The sequence below is a fragment of the Bradyrhizobium sp. CCGB01 genome, from assembly GCF_024199795.1.
In the GTDB taxonomy this organism is placed as follows: Bacteria; Pseudomonadota; Alphaproteobacteria; order Rhizobiales; family Xanthobacteraceae; genus Bradyrhizobium.
This window is the reverse complement of sequence record NZ_JANADK010000001.1, coordinates 1,641,342-1,660,384: the sequence shown is the minus strand read 5'-3', so window position 1 is coordinate 1,660,384 and position 19,043 is coordinate 1,641,342. Positions and strand designations below refer to the sequence as shown.

Below are 19,043 nucleotides of genomic sequence, written 5' to 3'. Positions count from 1 at the left end.
ATTGCGAGATCCTGCCAATACTGCTGCCGATTTCCGAGTCGCGAGCACGGAGAGATGCTCGCGACCTCGCAGTTTGAGGTCTATCACAAATCGTCGACAGTGAGATCTGAGGGGCCCCCGTGACGAAAGCGAAAGGGGTTTGTTTTGCGTCCTTTGTCCCTCGGGGGTCGTGGGCTCTGCGCGTTTCGCCGCTGATTGACCGATCGCGGACAGCCCAAACAAACGATTACAAGATTTGCATGTCTCGTCATCTCTCTGCCGACTCGCGCCGCAAACGGCCAGCTGGCGCATAAATTGCGCTGTCTTTGGTGTAGTTGCGCAAAATTTGATATCACAAGATCGACGTGACTGTTTCGGCAGGCGCCCAGGACATTGGATCCTGCCTGGCTCGCTTGGAAAACCGACGGACGCTATCGGGCAGATAGACGCCGGCAGGGCACAACCCAAGGCGCTTGATAGTTTGGCAACTGACACCATTTATTCGCCGCGAGCGGGGGTGTGCGGGATGGGACCCGGTGCGTGGCAATGGCAGCACTGTCTCAGATCTTTGCTGAGCCTACTGCACGCTGATCTTCAGGTGAGCAAGACTATCCGCGCTACTCCTTGGATCGTTAAGAAGGTGTGCTCCTCACTCTATGCACGCAAGGCGTCCCTTCCCGACAGCGCATCGGCGGCATCCCAGATGCCGGCATAGATTTCATCAAGGTCTGCCGCTGTCGCACAATACGGCGGCATCACGTAAATCGTATTGCCGAGCGGCCGCAGCAGAAGATTGCGCTCTCTGAAGAAAGCGTGAAGCTTCGGACCAATATGTGCCAGGTAGCCCGCATCGTTCGCGTTCAGATCGAGTGCCGTAATCGTGCCAGTTCGACGAACGTTTGCGAAGCGCGCATCGGCCCGGAACGGCTCAATTGCCTGTTCTTGCATCGCGGCAATCGCCGCCATGCGTTGGCGAGTTTCGGCACCTTGCCAGAGATCCAGATTGGCCCTTGCAGCCGCACAGGCCACCGGATTTGCGGTATATGAACTTGAATGAAAGAACGTGCGCGTCCGATCTTTCGAATAGTGGGCATCGAAAATATCCGCGCGACAGAGCGTTACCGCAAGGGGAAGCGCTCCGCCCGTAATTCCCTTGGAATAGCAGACGATATCGGGTGTGACGTTGGCCTGCTCGCACGCGAAGAGTGTTCCCGTTCGGCCCCAGCCTGTCATGACCTCGTCGGCAATGAACAGGACGTCCGATGCCTCGCAAATCCGCTTCATCTCTGTGAGCACCCAGGCTGGATACATCAGCATTCCGCCGGCCCCCGCTATGAGGGGCTCCACGATGAAGGCTGCCGGCATTTCGCTCCGACATACAGAATCGAGGGCGTCAAGCGTGTCCTGCTCTCGACCCGTTGCGGGGAAAGGGACCGAGGTGACGTCGAATAGCAAGGGCTCATACGCCGCGTTGAATGCGCCTCTCGCACCAACCGACATTCCGCCTACCGTGTCGCCATGATAGGAATGTTGCATGACGACAATGCGTATGCGCTGCTTGCCGATATTATGCCAATAGCCGAGCGCCATTTTAAGCGCGACTTCCACGCTGGCTGAACCGCTGTCGGAAAAGAAGACATGTTCGAGCCCGCGGGGCGCACATTTCAGAAGCTGCGCCGCAACCTCCTCCGCAGGATAATGAGTATGCCCGGCAAAGATGATTTGGTTGAGCTTGCCTGCCTGCTCCTGGATCGCGCGCACGATATGAGGGTGACAATGACCATGCGTCACCACCCACCAGGATGATATCGCATCGATGATACGGCGACCATCCGCGGTGTGGAGATAGGCCCCCTCGCCCCGAACAACCCTCGTCATTTCGTCTTGAAGAGCGTGTTGCGTGAAGGGATGCCAGATCGGAGATTTATTCTTTGGCATACAATTTGAAGCTATCTGCACGAAAAGAGGTCTTGAACGTTGTCTGCAGCGTATCCGCGGTGAGGGGAGAGAGCCATGGCAATCGTCCGAGCCAACGTACCCGCCCCATCTCGCGAATGACGGTCTGAGTCTCGGCATTTCTTTCGCCAATGAAGGCCATGCCGAGAATAGGAATCTCACGCTTTCGAAGAGCCTCTATCGACAGCAGTGAATGATTGATAGTGCCAAGCGCTGTGCTCGCGCAAAGCACGATTGGAAGCCGCCAGCGCTCGAATACGTCAATGTAGAGTGTGTCGCCGCTCAGCGGCACCATAAGCCCGCCGGCGCCCTCGATCACCAATGGCTGCCGACCGGTATCTGGCACATCGAGCGAAGCTGCTTCAATGCGAACTCCATCAAGCTCGGCAGAATAGTGAGGCGAGGCTGGCGTGCGAAGGCGATAGCACTCCGGCACGATCCGACCGGGTGAGAGACGGCCAAGACGAGCGACGGTCTCGGCATCAGTCTCTCCATCGAGGCCGGCCTGAATCGGCTTCCAATATTTCGCGCCAAGGAGGCTAGACAGCCCCGCGGCAAACACCGTCTTTCCGATCCCGGTATCTGTGCCCGTCACTACGATCCCTGCACTCATCGAAGTGCGCCTTCCTCGACCAAGGCGTCGAGCATTGCGCATACGTGATCTTCGACGACATTGAGAGTTAGCGAGATCCGCAAGCGGGCCGTGCCCGCCGGCACCGTTGGGGGACGGATTCCGCGAATGTCGAAGCCGCGAGCCTGAAGTGCAGAGGCGAGCCGCATCGCACGCACATTGTCGCCGACCATGAATGGCACGATCTGCGAATCTGAGGGACTCTTGCAACCACGCTCTGTCATCTGCCGATGCGCGAACGCGACCAGCTTGGCCAGACGTTGCTGAAGCTCAGGTTCCTGCTGCAGGATCAGAATCGCCTGCCGCACTGCGATCGCTAGCAACGGCGAGGGTGCGGTGGTGAAGATGAACGGACGGCAACGATTGACCATGAAGTCTCGCAGCATCTTGGACGCGGTGACAAGCGCGCCCGCGGCACCCAGCGCTTTGCCGCAGGTATGAACAACCAGGAGGTTCTCTCGCCCCTCGTAAGGAGCGGTGAGCCCCCGGCCCTGCTCACCGTAGACACCCGTGGCATGCGCCTCATCCACCATCAGGAATGCATCATGCCGGTCGGCGATCGCAACCAGCTCTTTGAGCGGCGCAAAATCTCCGTCCATGCTATAGAGACTTTCGGCCACGATCCAGATGCGGCCAACTCCGCCATCTGCCCGCCAGTCACGAATCGTACCTTCAATCGCCTCTGGATCATTATGCGCGCTCATCCGGAAGTCAGCGCGGCCGGCTCGCGCGCCTTCATGGATGCTCGCGTGCACCAGATCATCGAGAACGAGCAGATCGCCTTTCTGCGGCACCGTCGTCAGGATCGCAAAATTTGCGACGTAGCCGCCGCCAAAGAAGAGTGCTGTCTCGGCGCCAAAGAACCTGGCAGCTTCAGCTTCCAGGCTTTCGTGCTCCTCACAATTGCCGCGCAGGAGCCGCGACCCGCCGGCCCCGATCGGCGTGCCGGCCTCGATCGCGGCCAAGACAGCCTTCTTCATGCGCGGCGCGCTCGCGAGCGCCAGATAGTCGTTCGATGTGAAATCGACTCCAGCACGCGGCTTGAGGCCGCGCAGTCGGTGATCTTGTTTGAGGACATTCAAAGCTGCGGCATATCCGGCATATTGTGCTGGGTGGATCGAGTTCATTCTGCACCTTGAGGGCATTGAAATTGCGCAATATTCCGACATGCGTGAAGAAAGACAGCTTCCGGCCGGCGTCTTGACTATCAAACCGGCACAATGCGATTTTCGCGATCGACTAGTACAATACGGGGCCTGAACGTTTTGGCTTCCGCCTCATCAAGTAAGACGTAGGCAAGGATGCTAATTGTCTCCGGGTAACGCGAATCGCGCGGCCGCACCATTCAAGTCTACGGTCCCCGAGCCGCAGGGCGCCTCGGTCGCAAACGTGGCGAAGTGCGCGCCGGTTTCGGCATTGTGACTTTTGACGCGTTCGTTCGCCAGGAACCCTGCCGCGTCCAGTAGCGCGCGATCGATTGAAATCGAGCCTTCATAGTGCAGATCGGCTTCAGTCACTGATGCGCAGTGGATTTTGCCTTTCAGCAAGGAAATTTGCATTTTTTTTAACCTAATCCTCATATCTGCAAAGCGTGCTTGCTGCCGATTTGGTCCAGCCAAGGGCGGATGTGATGTCGAGCCTGGACAGCGACTTGGCGTCCCGCTCGGTTTCGGATTCTTGGTCGTGAGCAGCACGTCCCCGATGAAAATCGAGTTCGCACCGGCTAAAAAACTCAACGCATGCCATTCATCGGTGATGTCACGTCGTCCCGCGGACAAGCGAATCACGCTCTTCGGCATCATGATCCGGGCGGTCGCGATCAGACGCACCAGCGCGATCGGATCGGGAGCCTCGGCACTGCCAATGACAGGAACCCGCTTGACCTCGTTCCACAGATTGATCAGCAGGCCTTCCGGAGGCTTTGGGAGATTGGCGAGCAGGACGAGCAGCTCGAGCCGATCCTCAGCACGCTTGCCCATGCCGACAATGCCGCCGCAGCAGATCTTGATGCCTGCCTGGCGCACGTGCTCGAGCGTGTCAATTTGATCCTGCAGCGTGCGAGTGGTGATGAACCTGCCATAGAAATCAGGTGAAGTGTCAATGTTGTGGTTGTAGAAGTCGAGCCCCGCATCGGACAGCAGCACCGCCTGTTTCGGCGTCAGCATGCCGCGCGTGACGCAGGTTTCCAAGTCAAGATTCTTGACGGCACGGACCATCTCGCAGACTCGATCGAGGTTACGGTCTTTCGGACTGCGCCAGGCCGCGGCCATGCAGAAGCGGGTCGCGCCTGCTTCCTTGGCCCGCGGTGCGGTGGCGACCACTTCAGGGCGATCCATCAGGCGGGTCGCTTTCACCCACGCTCTCGTAGTGCGCGCTCTGCGCGATAGCCGCAGTCTTCCGGGCAGCCCCCCGGTCTTGATGCTGAGCAGGCTAGCCGTTTCGACGTGGTTGGGATCGAAGTTATCTCGGTGAACGCGTTGCGCGCGAAACATCGCCTCGGCAAACGGCAAACCATAGAACGCTTCGGCTTCGATACGTTTCCATTTCCCGCGAACCTGCGCTGACTCGCAGCCTTCGTTTCGGTCAACTCGAGTACAAACCTTCATAAGCCTCCAGTCCGCAATCATAGATAATTGCGCGAATTATCTATCGTCATTAAGATCGGATCGATGCTAATCGATGTGCTCTGGGGGCGCACTCACTATTCCGGTAGATAATCTACGATGAGCGAGAACAGGACGACTGCTGGGCGCATCGCTAAGTCGATTGGCGAGCGCATTATCAACGGCGCGCTGCAGCCGGACTGTCCACTCCGGCAGGAACACGTCGCGCGGGAATTCAACTCAAGTCATGTCCCGGTGCGCGAAGCTTTTCGACAATTGGAGGCTCAGCATCTTGTCGTGAGTGCGCCGCGCCGCGGCGTGCGGGTTGCTCCGCTCGACACGAATTCGGTGAAGGAGATCGCTGAGATGCGCGCCGCGCTCGAGGTAGTCGCGCTGCGCAATGCAGCCCCAAAGCTCTCATCCATCCACCTCGCACGCATCGAACTCGCCCTGATTGAAGGAGACAAGGCACAAACCATTGAGGATTTCGAGATGGCCAACCGGGCCTTTCACTATGCCCTGGTTGCCCCCTGTGCGATGCCGCGCCTGCTTGCCAGCCTCGACGAACTACAGCTTGCAAATTCTAGGCTGGTGTTCGCGAAGGCGCGAAGTGCCGGCTGGCGCCCACGGACCAGCCAAGATCACCGCCTGATTTTGCAGGCCCTGCGGGCGCGCAACCTTGATCAAGCCTGTCACCTGCTCGCGCGTCACATTCAGACCATTGAGCGTCTGGCCCTCCCGACATCCTGATCGGAAGGCGTTTCTGACGGGGTGAGTTACGGTGTGCGGGGTACAACGAGCCGCGAACAATGGATCATAAACCCGCGAGGCAGAAGAGTTGCGTTGCGGAGAGCGCGATCCCAAGCTAGCTATGCACCCATCTCTGGAAACACTTATAGAGACATCCATGATCCGCCACATCGTTTTGTTTACCGCCAACGATAAGGGACACATTGACGAGATCATCGAAGGCCTATTGGTTCTCACGAAGATCCCGCATGCGCGCCGGCTCGAGGTCGCTTGCAACCGCAAGAGCGACCAGCTTGGCAACGACATCGACGTCGTTGTATATGGTGAGTTCGAGACCGAGGCGCAACTTGCAGCTTACAAAGCGCATGATCTTTACCAAGAATCAATCAAGCGGGTACGTCCACTACGCGAGTTGCGGTTCGCAGCAGACTACGACATATCGACGGATGTGCGATTCCTCACCCGCCGCGCGGGCGTCTATTGGCGAAGGCCAAGTTGGTCGTAGGTCTCACGAGCTTGCGTGCGTTTGAAGGTCGCTCACGTTTGGCAGCCAGCAATCGCAGCGCGCGAACGCCGCTCGCTGGTGACAGATAGCCAATGCACGTCCACGAACTGCAATGGATTGCCCCTGTCACGGCAATGCAGCGTCTCGCCCACCGCTCCCATCTTACATTTCTTGATAGCGCAGCAAGCGGCGAGCCACTTGGGCGCTACTCATATCTGACCTGCGACCCGTTCGGTACCTATATGGTCGCGGACCGACGGGCGAGTTGGAACGGACAGGGTCTTGACGGCGATCCATGGGACGTCCTTCGCAGCCTGCTCGCCAACTATCCGCAACAGCATCGCACCGACCTCCCGCCATTCCAGGGAGGAGCTGCCGGATTCTTTGGTTACGATCTAAACAGGACAATAGAGCAATTGTCAGTTCCGGCAACCTCTGGACGCCGCTTGCCTCAATCCGTCCTGTCCTTCTGTGACGTCGTCGTCAGCTTCGATCACCACAACGGCAGATGCTGGATCGTCTCCACAGGCTGGCCGGAACAGGATCCCGCGTGCCGACCCGCGCGTGCACGCCATCGAGCCGATGAGTTAACAGCACTTCTTGCCAATTCAGAATCGCCGCGGAATGGCGCCTGCGGCGCAATCGGACCATGGCATTCGAACTTCAGCCGCGCGGGCTACATTGCGGCGGTACAGCGCGTCATCGACCTGATTCTGGCTGGAGACGTCTTTCAAGCCAACATTGCGCAGCGTTTTAGCGCCCGGCTACCAGCCTCATTCGATTCAGTTGCCTTCTACTGCCGACTGCGGTCAAAGAACCCCGCGCCATTCGCAGCACTCCTTCGTTACGGCAATGTCACGATTGCATCAAGCTCGCCGGAGCGTTTCCTGAAGCTAGACGGACGACAGGTCGAAACGCGCCCGATCAAAAGGCACGATCGCGCGCTCCGCTGATTCCAGGGAAGATCAGCATCGCGCTCAACTCCTCGTCACATCCGACAAAGATCGTGCCGAGAACATCATGTTCGTCGACCTGCTGCGGAGTGACCTGTCATGCGTTTGCACTCCCCATTCAGTCGATATTCAAGCGCTGTGCAAGCTGGAGTCGTACGCCTCGGTGCACCACCTCGTGTCGGTCGTTACGGGGTGAACTTGAAGGGGGCCAAGACGCCGTCACTCTTCTTCGCGCCTGCTTTCCAGGTGGCTCTATCACCGGGGCGCCAAAGGTGAGGTCAATGGAAATCATTACGGAAATCGAGCAACTAGCACGAGAGGTCTACTGCGGGGCGATCGGCTTCATCGGCTTCAACGGGCACATGGATACCAATATTGCGATTCGCACTGTCGCGATCGACAACGACTTGGCTGTGTTTCACGCAGGCGGCGGGATAACGGCCTTGTCGGATCCAGCGGCCGAATACGAGGAGACTCTGGCTAAAGCCCAGCGAATGTTTGCCGCATTCCGCGCCCGTTCTTACGGTGATTCTTGATTGTTATCATCGACAATTATGACTCCTTCGTCTTCAACATTGCCCGCTATTTCCGCCGGCTCGGTGAAGTCACGGAGATTGTCCGGAATGATGCGATCAGCGTCAGTGATATTGCCCGCCTCAAGCCGCGCGCCGTGGTCATCTCCCCCGGTCCCTGCTCCCCAATAGAAGCCGGAATATCGAACTCGATCGTTCGCGAACTTTCAGGCCGTCTCCCGATCTTAGGCATCTGCCTTGGGCATCAGTGCATCGGGAGTGTTTTCGGCGGACGCGTGGCACGTGCGCGTCGCCCCATGCACGGTCGGTCATCATACATTACGCATGATGGGGCGACGCTATTCGAAGGACTTCCTTCTGCTCTTCGCGTGGGGCGCTATCATTCCCTTATTGTTGAGATCGATCAGTCGTACACCCCGCATCTTAACGTAACGGCGCATTCAGACGAGAGTGAGATCATGGCCCTTGCGCCTCGCGATCAGCGCACGTTTGGCGTGCAGTTCCACCCTGAATCGATACTGACCCAAGAGGGAGACGTTCTGCTCGCAAATTTTTTGCGGCTCGCAGAGAGCTATCGATTGTGAGGTTAGGCTTTCAGACCGAACGCCTCCGCTGCAATCAGGCGGCGGCATCTCGAACACTTCAATACGCATTATCGGCTATCTATTTCCGCCAGCAGCATAGAGCGCGCTTTCAACAAACGAGACGGCGCTTAGCTCGCTAAAGGACAAAGCAGGTCACCACGACAACCCATGTCACGGCAGAGCTTTACGCGGTCCCGATCTGTTCGCTGTCCATGAGACTGCTCCGCAGGACGCGTTATCCAGGTGGCGAGGAGACCCACCCTGGTCAAACCATCCGGTTCAATGAGCGATAAAACATCTTGTATCTCACGTGGCGTCAGATTGTAAGCTTTCACACGCATCAACTGACGCCTTCCTCAAGCGGGACGGCCTTACACAAGCCTGAAAGAGAGCTTCGTGGATACGCTGGATGTCATTAGCGTCGGGATTCGATTCAAGCTCATTCTCTGGAACTTAATGTCGCGCCGCAGTTCTCCGCGGCCAGGGCTTTGCACCACATAAGCAGCTGTACCATCTGCGCATTGAGGGCGGGATGCAATCAATCGCGCGTCTGGCTGCTTCGTGTGAAGGCTCGCCTGCAGCCAGGCTTCCGATGCTGCCGGGCCTCCACTTGATTCGATGTTGATGCAGGCAAGCTTTGCACCTCTCAAACTCAAACGAGACGGTCGACCGATCGTCGACAGGGCCAAGCAAAGTGGTGTTGCCGCAGCCGGAGCGACCATGACTCGATCGCCGCTCGATGACACGAGGTTTCCAGGTCATGTAGCGGATGCAATGGACCGCGCAGTCCTCGTTGTGCTCGAGCAAGATCGCGCGGCCGAGGCAAACGATGGCGCGCCTCACTTGAGGACGATGCCGAGATAACGCCGCGCACTTGCTCGCGTTATGGGCACTCGATCTGGACTGGTGGGTTGATCGCAGCTGCGGGATAAACCTCATGCAGACCAGTACTTCGGGCTCGGTCTCATCCACGCGGATTGCAAATTTGGGCAGCTTGGGGCGACACCGGCCCGCAATGAGACGTCGCTGCAGCTTTTGCATTGTGTTGCGCAAGATTGCCTCGAAAATGACGGACACAACGCGCCACTCGCTCCTTTCCGGCACGGGACACTTCGTCACAATGAAAGACAAACAACTCAATCTGCTTATTGCAGCTTCGGTGTCCTCATCGCCTGAGAAGCGACACTTCGAGCACTCCGCGGCCGGAGAGCCCCCCGGAGTGGACGTCATCCACCGCTTCTCGGCTTGCGACAACATTTTGGCGAAGGCCGCCGCTGTTGGCGCCGGTTGCAATGCTGATCGCGACCTGCTTCGGCCGCTCGATGTTTATCTGCGTCGCGAGAACGGCTTGCGAATCATTGTCGAGAGCAACCAGGCGTCCCGCGCAGTCTCCGAGCGCAGCAAGCCCTAGCAAACCTGATCCGCATCCGAGATCCAGTATTGTCGCGCCGCGTTTGATGTGCCACTCGACATCAAGGCGCCTGGACCGTGACTTGAGCGTGGTAAAAAAACTGGGCAGGATAAGTAAAGGCATGCCGCGCATGCTCAACATCGTGCGGGAGTTCGCATAGTCGCAGCACGGCTATTTTTGCGTCTACGTCCCTCATTTGGCATCGTGGCGATGCGCTTGCCGACGCGATCATCTGGTACTTCCATCTTTGAGCACCAACACCGCAGACCATCGGAACCGCTCGCGTAGCAGACCAAGGCGTTGCGAATTGCTTCAGCGCACCGGCAGTTTTGGTGCGCGCTAGAAACCCGAGAGATGCGGCGTCTTTCTCTCCCGCGGACCAATTGCAATCGATAGTGCAGCTATCGCCGCTCATACGCAGCGCTCAAGCCGGGCGGCCTGCTCTGCGCCATCGGCTTCTCTGCGAGCGTGCGGGCACAGCGTCGCATGTTCCACGTCCTGATGGAGATCGCGCGCCTGTACCTGTGGAGACTGTTGCCCAGCGGCAAGCGCGCTTGCTTTTACTCGGTCAATGCGATGCGAGCGCGACACCCTACCTGGTTCAACGATGACCTGGAACGGTTGTTCAGGCTCTTGGCGACTGGCGCCATCCGGCCGCGCGTCGCCGAGCAGTCGTCTTCGACGAGGTCGCCGAAGCTCACCGCCGGCTCGAGGCGAGCAGTCTCGAGCGAAAGCTCGTGCTGTGCCCGGATCTTTCACGCGACACGATCGGCGCGCCGCCAGACATGGCGCGCGGCTAGGAGGACCAATCTGAACAAAGTGGCTCGTCAACTAAACGAACGACCACGTGAGACCTTGAAACCCCAGCAGAGAGATTTAACGCCTGTGTTGCGTCGACCGGTTGAGCGGGCCGCGTCAAATAGGGCGCAACAAGCGCCCACTCGTCATCGGAAACGTCAGAAGGATAGGCTCGCGGGGAATCGACATCCCGCAAACCTCAACGTCTACGGTTAATCAGTCCTAATAGCCCCTAGATCTGGGTGCTTAGCAGGGTGATCCGAGTGGCAGAAGCCACGATACCGTCGAGCGATCTCACGCCGCTTGCGAGAACGCCAGCTACGCACGGCGTAGCCTGCTCCAAAGCCAGCCAGAACGTTCACAACAACAACAACATAAAAAATAACAACATACATGTCCATCGAGATATCTTCGCCTACGGTGCATATGCGGGATTGCAAACGCTTCAGACGCTTGCTTGTACAATCTGACATCGCGTACGATTCAAGCCTCTTCGATCCAATTTTGACGAATTTGTTCGACGCCGAGTCTCGTCCGCGAGCCTTATCCTTCTGACGTTTCCGATGACGAGTGGCAAAGCGCGTGCGTCCGCTGCGAGGCGTCCTCGGGCAAAAGTGTCAGATAGGGGGCAGCAAGCGCCACAGGTGTTCAACGGCCTGCGCTATATCGTGAAGACCGGCGCGCGCTGGCGCTGGATGCCGAAAGACTTGCCGCCGTGGGAGATCGTTTATCAACAGGCGCAGCGGTGGTTGCGCGCGGGTTGCTTTGAAGCCCTGGCCGAGGATCGCGCGTTATCCTGCGCCTTGCGGCTGGAACGACCCGCGCGGCCGACCGCCGCCATCATCGACAGTCGAACTCTGCGCTCGACGCCCGAGAGTGGCGCCCGCGGCGCCTACGACGGAGCCAAGTGCAAGAAAGGTTCGAAGCTTCTCGCGCTGCATGTCACGCCCGCCAACACCGACGATCGCGCCGAGATTGGCCGGATCGCCAAGACGCTTCAGGCAGAGACTGGTCAGAGCGTCGAAGTCGCCTTCGTTGACCGGGGCTACATAGGCGACAAGCCTGCAACGGCGGCTGCTGAACACGGCATTGCCCTCGAGGTCACGAAGCTGTCGGAGGCCAAACGAGGCTTCGTGCTGCTCCCAAGGCGGTGGGTCGTCGAACGCTCCTTCACGTGGGCCACACGCTTCCGAAGACTTGTCAAAGACTACGAGCGATGCGCTCAGACTGAAGATGATCGTCGTACGCGCTGTGTAGCACCAAGTGGCACGTATCAATAATGGCGACTTGGATACCAACCTCCGGGCCGCTGAGGGGCATTCGAACTCTATGCTCGCGAGCCATCTTCTTTTCAACGCAGCGGACGCCACGGGAGCTCCTGCAGGGCACGGCGGAACACAAGCTTATTCTCGTCAACAAGGGTATCGACCAGGATGGCGCTGACCTCGCGACGTCGGCAGCCTGCGCGCCGACAGGCCGGAAGGTCTCTTCGCGGGCGCTCCTATGAGGTCAGGATTACCGTCACCGAGCGCTGGACTGACGTATCCGTCCGGGGAAGGCCACACCCTGCCGGTGAGGCGTGGACTATGCGATGCTGCCGTGTAGTGGATTGCCACAAGTAGGGTTTGGATGTCCCGATTACATTGGATCGCGATTCAAGCGGTTGGACGGATAGCAATTATGGCGCGTCCTCGCGCTGACGAGTGGTTGGAGACGGAGGTGAACGAGTGGAAGAACTCCGGCGTCGATGTGGTGGTGAGCCTTCTGGAGCACGAGGAGGTTTCGGAGCTTGGATTGCAGCGTGATGCCGAGCTTTGCCGTTCTAATGGGATCGACTTCATTTCTTTCCCGATTCCAGATCGTGGACTACCAGAATCCCGGCGTGAGGCTTCGCAGATCGCTCACTTGTTGGCCACCGGCTTGCGAGACGGTCGTTCCATCGCGATCCATTGCCGGGCGGGGATTGGCCGGTCTTTGGTATTGCAGCTTGCGCGCTGATCTGTTGCGGAATCGAGGCGGAGGAAGCGCTTGCGCTGATTAGAGCTTCGCGAGGCCTGATCGTGCCGGATACCGACGAGCAGCGCGATCGGGTGGTGGCCTTCGGCAATGCGCAGCGCGGCGAGGTGCCGCCTGGCTGACTGCGTTCACGCCGCGTGAGCGACGTTCTGAGGGCGCCAATTCCAAGGTAGGAGTTCGCGAATGCGCTTTGCGGGGTGGTCCGGCAGGCGGGCGAGCACGTCGGCGAGCCAGGCCTATGGATCGATGCCGTTGAGTTTGGCGGTGGCGATGAGGGTGCAGTCCATCGTGCCAAAGGATCTTGATCAGCTTGCCCGCTTTTGCCACGGAACACGTAGAGATCACCGCCGTGCGGGTCTCGCTTGAAGGCTTCCTGCACCAGCAAGCCCAGCGAGTTCATGCCGCGACGCATATCGGTGTGGCCGGTCGCAATCCACACCCGCACGCCCGACGCAACGGGAATCACCGCAGGCGTCCATCTGCCAGCGCCGCCACGGCGGCCTTCAGCGTCGCCGCGTCGACCGCGCCCGTGATCCGCATCCGAGCCCCGGCAGCAAACTCGATCTCGATCGACCCGCCGCTGCTGGCCGGCGTGGCTGGACAAGGCGTCGGCCCTGATTCCGCGACCACCATCGCCGGTACGAAGCTCGGTTGATCGGCGGCATCCTTCGGCTCCGGCCGAAACGACCGTCGCCACGTAGCAGCAATGAACGCGACACGCCATACCGCCGCGCTGTTGCCGCGACTTGGCCCGGCGTGCCCCACAGCAACACTGAGCCAATTGCAAGAGCAACTGGCTCTTGCTGGCCGGTTGGTGGAAGGAGATGAGGGGACCGCCAAGTGCTTGCAAGCTCTCTCCGCAGCGATCCGTTCCCAAGAAGCGCTCGAGCAACTCCCTTGTCTTCAGGGCGTACACGCCGGGCGAAGAGTTTGAACAGCGTCAAACGGAAGGCGCGCTACTCGAACGGTTTTCGAAATGACCGGCCCCGAAAGCAGGACCGGCGAGCCCGGGTTAGCGACGGCGGCCCGCTAGGGCAAAGAAATGCCCCGCGAATCGCGGGGTAACAAGGAAGCATCCTATTACTCAATATTCTTGAGCAAGCATGAGGGTTAGGACCCGCATGGTCTTTTTCAGCGTCTGCAGGGTCGTCAAGCCGAACTCGCACCGCTTGTCGTAATAGTCTATCTTCCAAAAGAACCTCCGACCGACCAGAACGAAGCTGCCGAAGTCGTGCTCGTCATACGGATCGTTGTTCTCGCTGAATTCAGCGAAGTTCGTCACTTGAATGAGCGCTTCAGCCTTCACGCAGTTCGGCAGTTCATTGACGCCTGATGTGATCATTACCTTGCCGCCGCTAAACGTGCGGCGGAAGGCGTCGTTGAGAAGAGCAATCCTATTCGTCATCGCTCTCCTCCGCGTCTTCGCTTTTGTAGGGCGAGATATGACATGCGCCGCAGTGCGGGCATTCATTGTCGCACTGTGCGGACCACATGTCCGTCCACTCGCGACCGCACTCTGGGCAGTGATAGACGTTTCGGACCTGCATGGCTGATCTCTTAGATGAGACCGGCGAGCACAAGTACCGATACGACGGTGTTGCCACCGCAGGCCTCGCAGAACCCCCGGTCCAGGTCCGGCTCCATGTTTGCCGTGTGATCACCTCCCGTTATACAGAAGGCTGGACATGCCGAGTCCTTAAGGGCGACCACCAACAGATGATCGTCGAGGCTTTGGAAGCCTTCGAGATCGCAGAGCTTCATTAGCTTCACGGCCTTGTACCAAAGGGCAATCGTGGACATGTTCTTCTCCTCACTACCGTCAGCCCGAACCATTCGAGTGCCGGATAGCGAGGCGGAGCTGCGCCGTCCTCAAAACAGCAACAGACCGATCCTCCGTCTCGCTACCGACATCCGAATTGGCGCCGGAAAGAACAATGTCCGAGCGCGATCGTACTTCAGGAGAAAAGCGAGGGTAGACACGGGATTATGCCAGTTTGGCAAATGTCCCTATATCGGCTCAAGCGTCGCGGCGCTGAAAGGTATTGATGGCGTTCCATCGATCATAAGCTTGAGATAGATGCGGTAGTTCGGCAGCCTCAAGAGGTCGATTTCCGAAAACCGGCTCTGGAATTCTCGAACGAGATATGGAGCATCTCCACGCCGACGCGAAATGAGATGATAGAGCCGACGTTGCCGAGAATTGCATGGCGCACCTCAGGGGTAAGCCGGTTTAGATACTGATACGCCACTGTGAAGCCGACACGGTACTTGCGAAGCTCGAAAAACATGTTCGCCAGCGCGACCGTGGTAAACCTCTGAAACTCGTCGACGTAGACGAAGAAGTCCCGACGTTTGTCTTGTGGAGTGTCGGCCCGGCTAAAGGCGGCCAGGCCAATCGTTGTGACGACCAACCCGCCAAGGAGCGACGAGCTATCTTCCCCAACGTGTCCTTTCGCCAGATTGACCAAGAGAATCTTGCCTTCGTCCATGATCTGGCGGAGATGCAAATCTTCTTCGGGTGCCGTTAATATTTCGATTGAGCAGCGGATCAGCCAGAAACGCTTCGACCTTGTTCTGGATCGGCGCGGTGCCGTCAGCGCGATAGCCAAATGAGAATCGCTCAAACTCATTGAGCATAAACGTCCGTACGGTCTCATTCCGGAGGGATTTGGCCGTTCTTTTACGAAACTCGTTGTCAGGGAATAACCCATCCCTCAAGCGCGTTGCAAAGTATCGGTCGTCAGGCAGTGAAAGCCGAAGGCAATCCCGCGCGCTTCGTCAGAGCAGATGTGCGGCCACATCAATCGAACTAAAAAACACACTCTCACGAACAGGACGGGCTAAAGCAGTTGACGGTGCTCAGAGCCTGACTCAAAATTGCATTGCTGTTTTTGATGCGCCTTGTCATGAGCTGGACAGAGGCGAGGAAGAGCCAGGCAGTTGCGCTTTCGATGGTTCGCTCGAAGTCGTTGGCCAATCTGCGGTTGCGGCCGAGCCAGGCGAAGGTTCGTTCGACCACCCAGTGGCGCCGAAGCACCTCGAAGCCCTGTGCGGCATCGGAGCGCTTGATGATCTCGACAGTCCACCGGCCGATCTTTTCCAGCACCGCCTTGAGCTTTTCGCCGGCATAGCCGCCATCGGCGAAGATATGGCGCAGCCAGGGGAAGCGGTAGCGAATGCTGCACAGGACATCTGGCGCGCCGTCGCGATCCTGGACGTCCGCAGCGTGAACGATCGCTCCGACCAGGAGCCCTTGGGTGTCGGTGACGATGTGGCGCTTTCGATCCTTAATCTTCTTTCCCGCGTCGTAGCCGCGAGGGCCGCCACTTTCCGTGGTCTTGACCGATTGGCTGTCGATCACGCCGGCCGTCGGGGAGGCCTCCCGGCCGATCGCCTCGCGCGCCAGCATCAGGAGTGCGTGGTTGATCGATTGCCACAATCCGTTGTCGCGACACGGGTAGAAAGAGTACTGCACCGTGGTCATTGGTGGAAACAGAGTGGGCGGCAGCATGCGCCACGGCAATCCGCCGCGCAGCAGATAGAACACTGCCTCGACGATGTCGCGATAGCTCCATTTCGGGCGCCGCCCGCGTGGCCCGCACGGGAAGCAACCTCTCCAGCACGCCCTATTCCGCATCCGTCAAGTCGCTTGGCAAACGCAGCTCCTCTCGGGCAGACTGTGCCCGGGTGATTTCAGTCCACATTCTCGATCCCTTTGATGCTTCGCAACACCGATGGAATCAGAACTCGCTGATATCACTCAACTTATTTTTCGGTCGGACACTCACAGGTCAAGTGTACAACTTTACGCGGCGTCAGATTCAAGCCGATTCTTTCAAAGTAAATGTTGCGCAGCAGTTACAGCAATTTGCGTTGTCGCTGCTATGACGCGCGCGGCCGGGGGCCACTCAAGGAAATGAAGTTCTAAATGAAACACTTGTTGCTTATGACTACGAGCATCGTAGCACTCACCGCTGCGGCGCCTGCATTCGCCGCGGATCTCGCTGCACAGCCGGTCTACATCAAGGCACCTCCTCACCCGGTTGCCGTCGTGCTCTACGACTGGAGCGGCTTCTATGCTGGCGTCAATGGAGGCTGGGGTTCGAGCCATAACTCCTGGGATTTCGCAGGCACGACTCCTGAGGGCTCTCACGACGCAAGCGGCAGCACGGTAGGCGGGCAGATCGGTTATCGTTGGCAGATCGGCCAGACAGTGCTTGGCATCGAAGGCCAGGGCAACTGGGCCGATTTCAACGGCTCCAATGTCAGCAGTGCTTTTCCAGCCAACAGGAACCAAACAAAGATCGACGCGCTCGGTCTAATCACTGGGCAGATCGGGTATGCGATCAACAACGTGCTACTCTACGCCAAAGGCGGCACCGCTATCGTTAGCAGCAGCTATCAGGTCAGCTCCGTTTCCCCAGGCACGCAGCTTGGGAGCGCGGACACGACGCGTTGGGGCGGTGTCGTTGGTGCCGGATTCGAGGTCAGCCTGACGCCGAACTGGTCAGCTGGGCTCGAGTACGACCATGTGTTTATGCCGGCTAGCGACGTGAACTTCACAGCCGCAGGTGGTGGCACGTTTGGCAACGAACGCATCCGCCAGGATTTCGATCTCGTCACCGCGCGAGTCAATTACAAGTTTGGCTGGCCCGTAGTTCTCAAATAGCGATCTCCTCACCTTGGGACGGCGATCGAGAGCCTCGGCGCTTTAGCCGGGGCTCTTTTGACCTAAGTCAAGACGCAAGGTCCTCTTAGCGCTGGCATTAGGTTGGAAGCCCGAATTTTCGAGGCAGTTCACGCATTCCTCTGGGCTGAAAGCTGTCAGGACTTCACCGTTTGCGACGCAGATTCATAGACGGTTCGTGCGGCAGCTTTGCGGAGCAGGTGCTTGAGCTTGGTGAGAACCTGTTCGATCGGGTTCCGGTCGGGCGAACATTTTGCAAGAAGAGGAGTGGGCACCGATTGAACGGATGAGCTGGCGACCCGCTTTGCTCGTGTGGCTGCCGAGGTTAGCCGAACGCTGACCTCAAACGCGACCGTAAGCTTCTACCCGATGAGAACAATACCGGCGCCGCGGCGCTTCACGAAAGATCTGCTTCGCCGCCAAAGCCGCCTTCCCATTTTGGGACTATGACCGAGCGCGACGGCAATACCGTGACGGGCAAACGCAGCTGCAATTTTGTTCGGCGATGGTTGCCGCATTTGTTGGATGCTTCAGGACCGTTTCACAGTTGATCCGGATTGGTGGCGGCCGAACCTCCGGCGGCCTTCCTGCTTAGCGCAAAGTTTCCTGGTTGTCGCATAGTCTGAGCGATTGGCCCGAGATGGTCCTGCCTGCATTAGAGACTAAGAATTGGATCATCTCGGCAATTTCCTGGGGCGGAATCATCCGCCGCAAAGAGACCAGCCTGTGCCATTGCCGCTCCATCTCGTCATACGGCAAGTTCTCCGCTTCTGCCTTCGCGGCAATGACGCGCCTTACTCGCTCGCCGTCGACGACCCGGGCATGATGGCATTGACGAGCCCGCCACCTGGACTGGCCTCAATCGCCAACGATTTCATCGGTCCGACCAATGCCCACTTCGATGCGGAATAAGGAGTGCGAAGCCGAGTTTGACGAGATAAAGATCACGGATCCGGCACGCTGCTTCCGTATGTAGGGAACAACGACCTTGCAGCCGACGAAATAACACTCAACGGTCGCACGAAAGACATTGCCCCACTCGGAAACAGCCACGTCGTCGATATGCGCTGTTGGGCCTGAAATACCGGCATTATTCACAAGCACGCGAAACGCTCAGTCGCACTTTTGGAAAGTGCGTTTTCATAGTTGCGTTGCCTACATCGACCACCTCACTGTGGATTCCGGGTAACTCCCTGCCGGGGCGCTCGATACCTTCCTCGGAAATATCACAGGTCGCGACTTCGGCCCCAGCAGCAACCAATTGCTGATCACGGCTTGTCCAATACCACTCACTCCTGCCGTAATGATGACGCGCTTCCCTTTAACCGCAGTACGCATGTTTCAGGCCTCTTCGCGAGCCGCCCACTCTTCCACTACGTTGGGCGAATTGTTTAAGAGCGAGCGCCTCCATCTTCAAGTTGCCGAGTTCAAGCCGCCCCGTCACTCTTGACGCGAATCTTGACGCTGGAGTCGACGACTCGCTTGTCGACGCCAGAACCTTCATCGATACTCCTTCGTTGAACTCGCAGGTGGGGGGCGTCCCATGGCAGCGCCGACGCTTCACTGTTGTCTCGACACTTCAGCGGCGCACGTTTGCCTTGAACCGCACATCGCCCATGATGACACCATGCATTGCG

The 19,043-nt window shown here is 58.4% G+C and carries 16 protein-coding genes and 5 pseudogenes; 8 read left to right on the top strand and 13 right to left on the bottom strand.

Annotated elements, in window-relative coordinates; genetic code table 11:
• Positions 1-633: 633 nt before the first annotated feature.
• From NLM25_RS07550 to bioB, 5 genes and pseudogenes are all read right to left on the bottom strand, one after another.
• Complete coding sequence (locus NLM25_RS07550; RefSeq protein ID WP_254116309.1) at positions 634-1,917, bottom strand: adenosylmethionine--8-amino-7-oxononanoate transaminase; 1,284 nt, start codon at positions 1,915-1,917, stop codon at positions 634-636.
• Positions 1,904-2,548, bottom strand: coding sequence for a dethiobiotin synthase (gene bioD, locus NLM25_RS07545; protein WP_254116308.1), 645 nt, complete (start codon positions 2,546-2,548; stop codon positions 1,904-1,906). Before bioD ends, NLM25_RS07550 begins: the two co-directional genes overlap by 14 nt.
• Entirely contained in the window at positions 2,545-3,693 is a 1,149-nt protein-coding gene (locus NLM25_RS07540; RefSeq protein WP_254116307.1) for an 8-amino-7-oxononanoate synthase, read from the bottom strand. Before NLM25_RS07540 ends, bioD begins: the two co-directional genes overlap by 4 nt.
• A gap of 80 nt (positions 3,694-3,773) precedes the next feature.
• Positions 3,774-4,125: pseudogene (gene panD / locus NLM25_RS07535) on the bottom strand (aspartate 1-decarboxylase).
• A 165-nt stretch (positions 4,126-4,290) separates the two neighbouring features.
• Positions 4,291-5,058 (bottom strand): annotated as a pseudogene (gene bioB / locus NLM25_RS07530) (biotin synthase BioB); the annotation flags it as partial.
• Positions 5,059-5,289: 231 nt separating this feature from the next.
• On the opposite strand from bioB, the gene NLM25_RS07525 reads away from it, so the two are divergent.
• The 4 genes and pseudogenes from NLM25_RS07525 to NLM25_RS07510 all read left to right on the top strand — a co-directional run bounded on the left by NLM25_RS07525 (position 5,290) and on the right by NLM25_RS07510 (position 8,494).
• A complete protein-coding gene (locus NLM25_RS07525) occupies positions 5,290-5,919 on the top strand; it encodes a GntR family transcriptional regulator (RefSeq protein WP_254116305.1) in 630 nt (209 codons plus the stop codon).
• 157 nt (positions 5,920-6,076) lie between these two features.
• Complete coding sequence (locus NLM25_RS07520; protein WP_254116304.1) at positions 6,077-6,424, top strand: Dabb family protein; 348 nt, start codon at positions 6,077-6,079, stop codon at positions 6,422-6,424.
• Between the two features lie 92 nt (positions 6,425-6,516).
• Positions 6,517-7,913: pseudogene (pabB, locus tag NLM25_RS07515) on the top strand (aminodeoxychorismate synthase component I).
• Complete coding sequence (locus tag NLM25_RS07510; protein ID WP_254116303.1) at positions 7,910-8,494, top strand: aminodeoxychorismate/anthranilate synthase component II; 585 nt, start codon at positions 7,910-7,912, stop codon at positions 8,492-8,494. The pseudogene pabB and the gene NLM25_RS07510 overlap by 4 nt, the downstream one beginning before the upstream one ends.
• Before the next feature lie 1,165 nt (positions 8,495-9,659).
• On the opposite strand, the gene NLM25_RS44270 is transcribed toward NLM25_RS07510, so the two are convergent.
• Entirely contained in the window at positions 9,660-10,028 is a 369-nt protein-coding gene (locus NLM25_RS44270) for a 50S ribosomal protein L11 methyltransferase (protein WP_375167879.1), read from the bottom strand.
• Positions 10,029-11,214: 1,186 nt separating this feature from the next.
• On the opposite strand from NLM25_RS44270, the pseudogene NLM25_RS07500 reads away from it, so the two are divergent.
• Both NLM25_RS07500 and NLM25_RS07495 read left to right on the top strand, forming a co-directional pair.
• Positions 11,215-11,932 (top strand): annotated as a pseudogene (locus NLM25_RS07500) (IS5 family transposase); the annotation flags it as partial.
• Between the two features lie 400 nt (positions 11,933-12,332).
• On the top strand, positions 12,333-12,701 hold the full coding sequence (locus NLM25_RS07495) for a hypothetical protein (RefSeq protein ID WP_375167812.1): 369 nt from the start codon (positions 12,333-12,335) through the stop codon (positions 12,699-12,701).
• 146 nt (positions 12,702-12,847) lie between these two features.
• Here NLM25_RS07495 and NLM25_RS44265 read toward each other — a convergent pair.
• From NLM25_RS44265 to NLM25_RS07470, 5 genes and pseudogenes are all read right to left on the bottom strand, one after another.
• Positions 12,848-12,997 (bottom strand): annotated as a pseudogene (locus tag NLM25_RS44265) (transposase domain-containing protein); the annotation flags it as partial.
• An 806-nt stretch (positions 12,998-13,803) separates the two neighbouring features.
• Positions 13,804-14,124 (bottom strand): DUF3768 domain-containing protein, encoded by a 321-nt coding sequence (locus tag NLM25_RS07485; protein WP_254116299.1) that lies wholly within the window; start codon positions 14,122-14,124, stop codon positions 13,804-13,806.
• Between the two features lie 152 nt (positions 14,125-14,276).
• Positions 14,277-14,519, bottom strand: coding sequence for a hypothetical protein (locus NLM25_RS07480; protein ID WP_254136571.1), 243 nt, complete (start codon positions 14,517-14,519; stop codon positions 14,277-14,279).
• A gap of 296 nt (positions 14,520-14,815) precedes the next feature.
• Positions 14,816-15,349, bottom strand: coding sequence for a type IV secretory system conjugative DNA transfer family protein (locus NLM25_RS07475; protein WP_254136570.1), 534 nt, complete (start codon positions 15,347-15,349; stop codon positions 14,816-14,818).
• Positions 15,350-15,543: 194 nt separating this feature from the next.
• Positions 15,544-16,423, bottom strand: a protein-coding gene (locus tag NLM25_RS07470) for an IS5 family transposase (RefSeq protein ID WP_375167811.1) whose coding sequence is annotated in 2 segments (ribosomal slippage) — positions 15,544-16,347 and positions 16,349-16,423 — 879 coding nt in all. Because the reading frame shifts where the segments join, the coding sequence is not laid out codon by codon here.
• Positions 16,424-16,647: 224 nt separating this feature from the next.
• Between NLM25_RS07470 and NLM25_RS07465 the strand changes: the two genes are divergently transcribed.
• The gene (locus tag NLM25_RS07465; protein WP_254136569.1) at positions 16,648-17,388 is read left to right on the top strand and encodes an outer membrane protein; all 741 of its coding nucleotides are present in this window, start codon (positions 16,648-16,650) and stop codon (positions 17,386-17,388) included.
• 609 nt (positions 17,389-17,997) lie between these two features.
• Here NLM25_RS07465 and NLM25_RS44260 read toward each other — a convergent pair.
• Entirely contained in the window at positions 17,998-18,129 is a 132-nt protein-coding gene (locus NLM25_RS44260) for a hypothetical protein (protein ID WP_375166930.1), read from the bottom strand.
• On the opposite strand from NLM25_RS44260, the gene NLM25_RS07460 reads away from it, so the two are divergent.
• Positions 18,076-18,318 carry a hypothetical protein gene (locus tag NLM25_RS07460; protein ID WP_254136568.1) on the top strand — a complete coding sequence of 81 codons (243 nt, stop codon included), beginning with the start codon at positions 18,076-18,078 and terminating at the stop codon, positions 18,316-18,318. The genes NLM25_RS44260 and NLM25_RS07460 overlap by 54 nt on opposite strands.
• Here NLM25_RS07460 and NLM25_RS44255 read toward each other — a convergent pair.
• A complete protein-coding gene (locus NLM25_RS44255) occupies positions 18,265-18,504 on the bottom strand; it encodes an SDR family NAD(P)-dependent oxidoreductase (RefSeq protein ID WP_375166929.1) in 240 nt (79 codons plus the stop codon). The genes NLM25_RS07460 and NLM25_RS44255 overlap by 54 nt on opposite strands.
• Between the last annotated feature and the right edge of the window lie 539 nt (positions 18,505-19,043).

Coding starts and splice junctions, on each gene's coding strand:
- NLM25_RS07550 (WP_254116309.1), bottom strand. CDS start 1,917: ATGCCAAAGAATAAATCTCCGATCTGGCATCCCTTCACGCAACACGCT.
- bioD (WP_254116308.1), bottom strand. CDS start 2,548: ATGAGTGCAGGGATCGTAGTGACGGGCACAGATACCGGGATCGGAAAG.
- NLM25_RS07540 (WP_254116307.1), bottom strand. CDS start 3,693: ATGAACTCGATCCACCCAGCACAATATGCCGGATATGCCGCAGCTTTG.
- NLM25_RS07525 (WP_254116305.1), top strand. CDS start 5,290: ATGAGCGAGAACAGGACGACTGCTGGGCGCATCGCTAAGTCGATTGGC.
- NLM25_RS07520 (WP_254116304.1), top strand. CDS start 6,077: ATGATCCGCCACATCGTTTTGTTTACCGCCAACGATAAGGGACACATT.
- NLM25_RS44270 (WP_375167879.1), bottom strand. CDS start 10,028: ATGCCTTTACTTATCCTGCCCAGTTTTTTTACCACGCTCAAGTCACGG.
- NLM25_RS07495 (WP_375167812.1), top strand. CDS start 12,333: ATGTCCCGATTACATTGGATCGCGATTCAAGCGGTTGGACGGATAGCA.
- NLM25_RS07485 (WP_254116299.1), bottom strand. CDS start 14,124: ATGACGAATAGGATTGCTCTTCTCAACGACGCCTTCCGCCGCACGTTT.
- NLM25_RS07480 (WP_254136571.1), bottom strand. CDS start 14,519: ATGTCCACGATTGCCCTTTGGTACAAGGCCGTGAAGCTAATGAAGCTC.
- NLM25_RS07475 (WP_254136570.1), bottom strand. CDS start 15,349: ATGAGTTTGAGCGATTCTCATTTGGCTATCGCGCTGACGGCACCGCGC.
- NLM25_RS07465 (WP_254136569.1), top strand. CDS start 16,648: ATGAAACACTTGTTGCTTATGACTACGAGCATCGTAGCACTCACCGCT.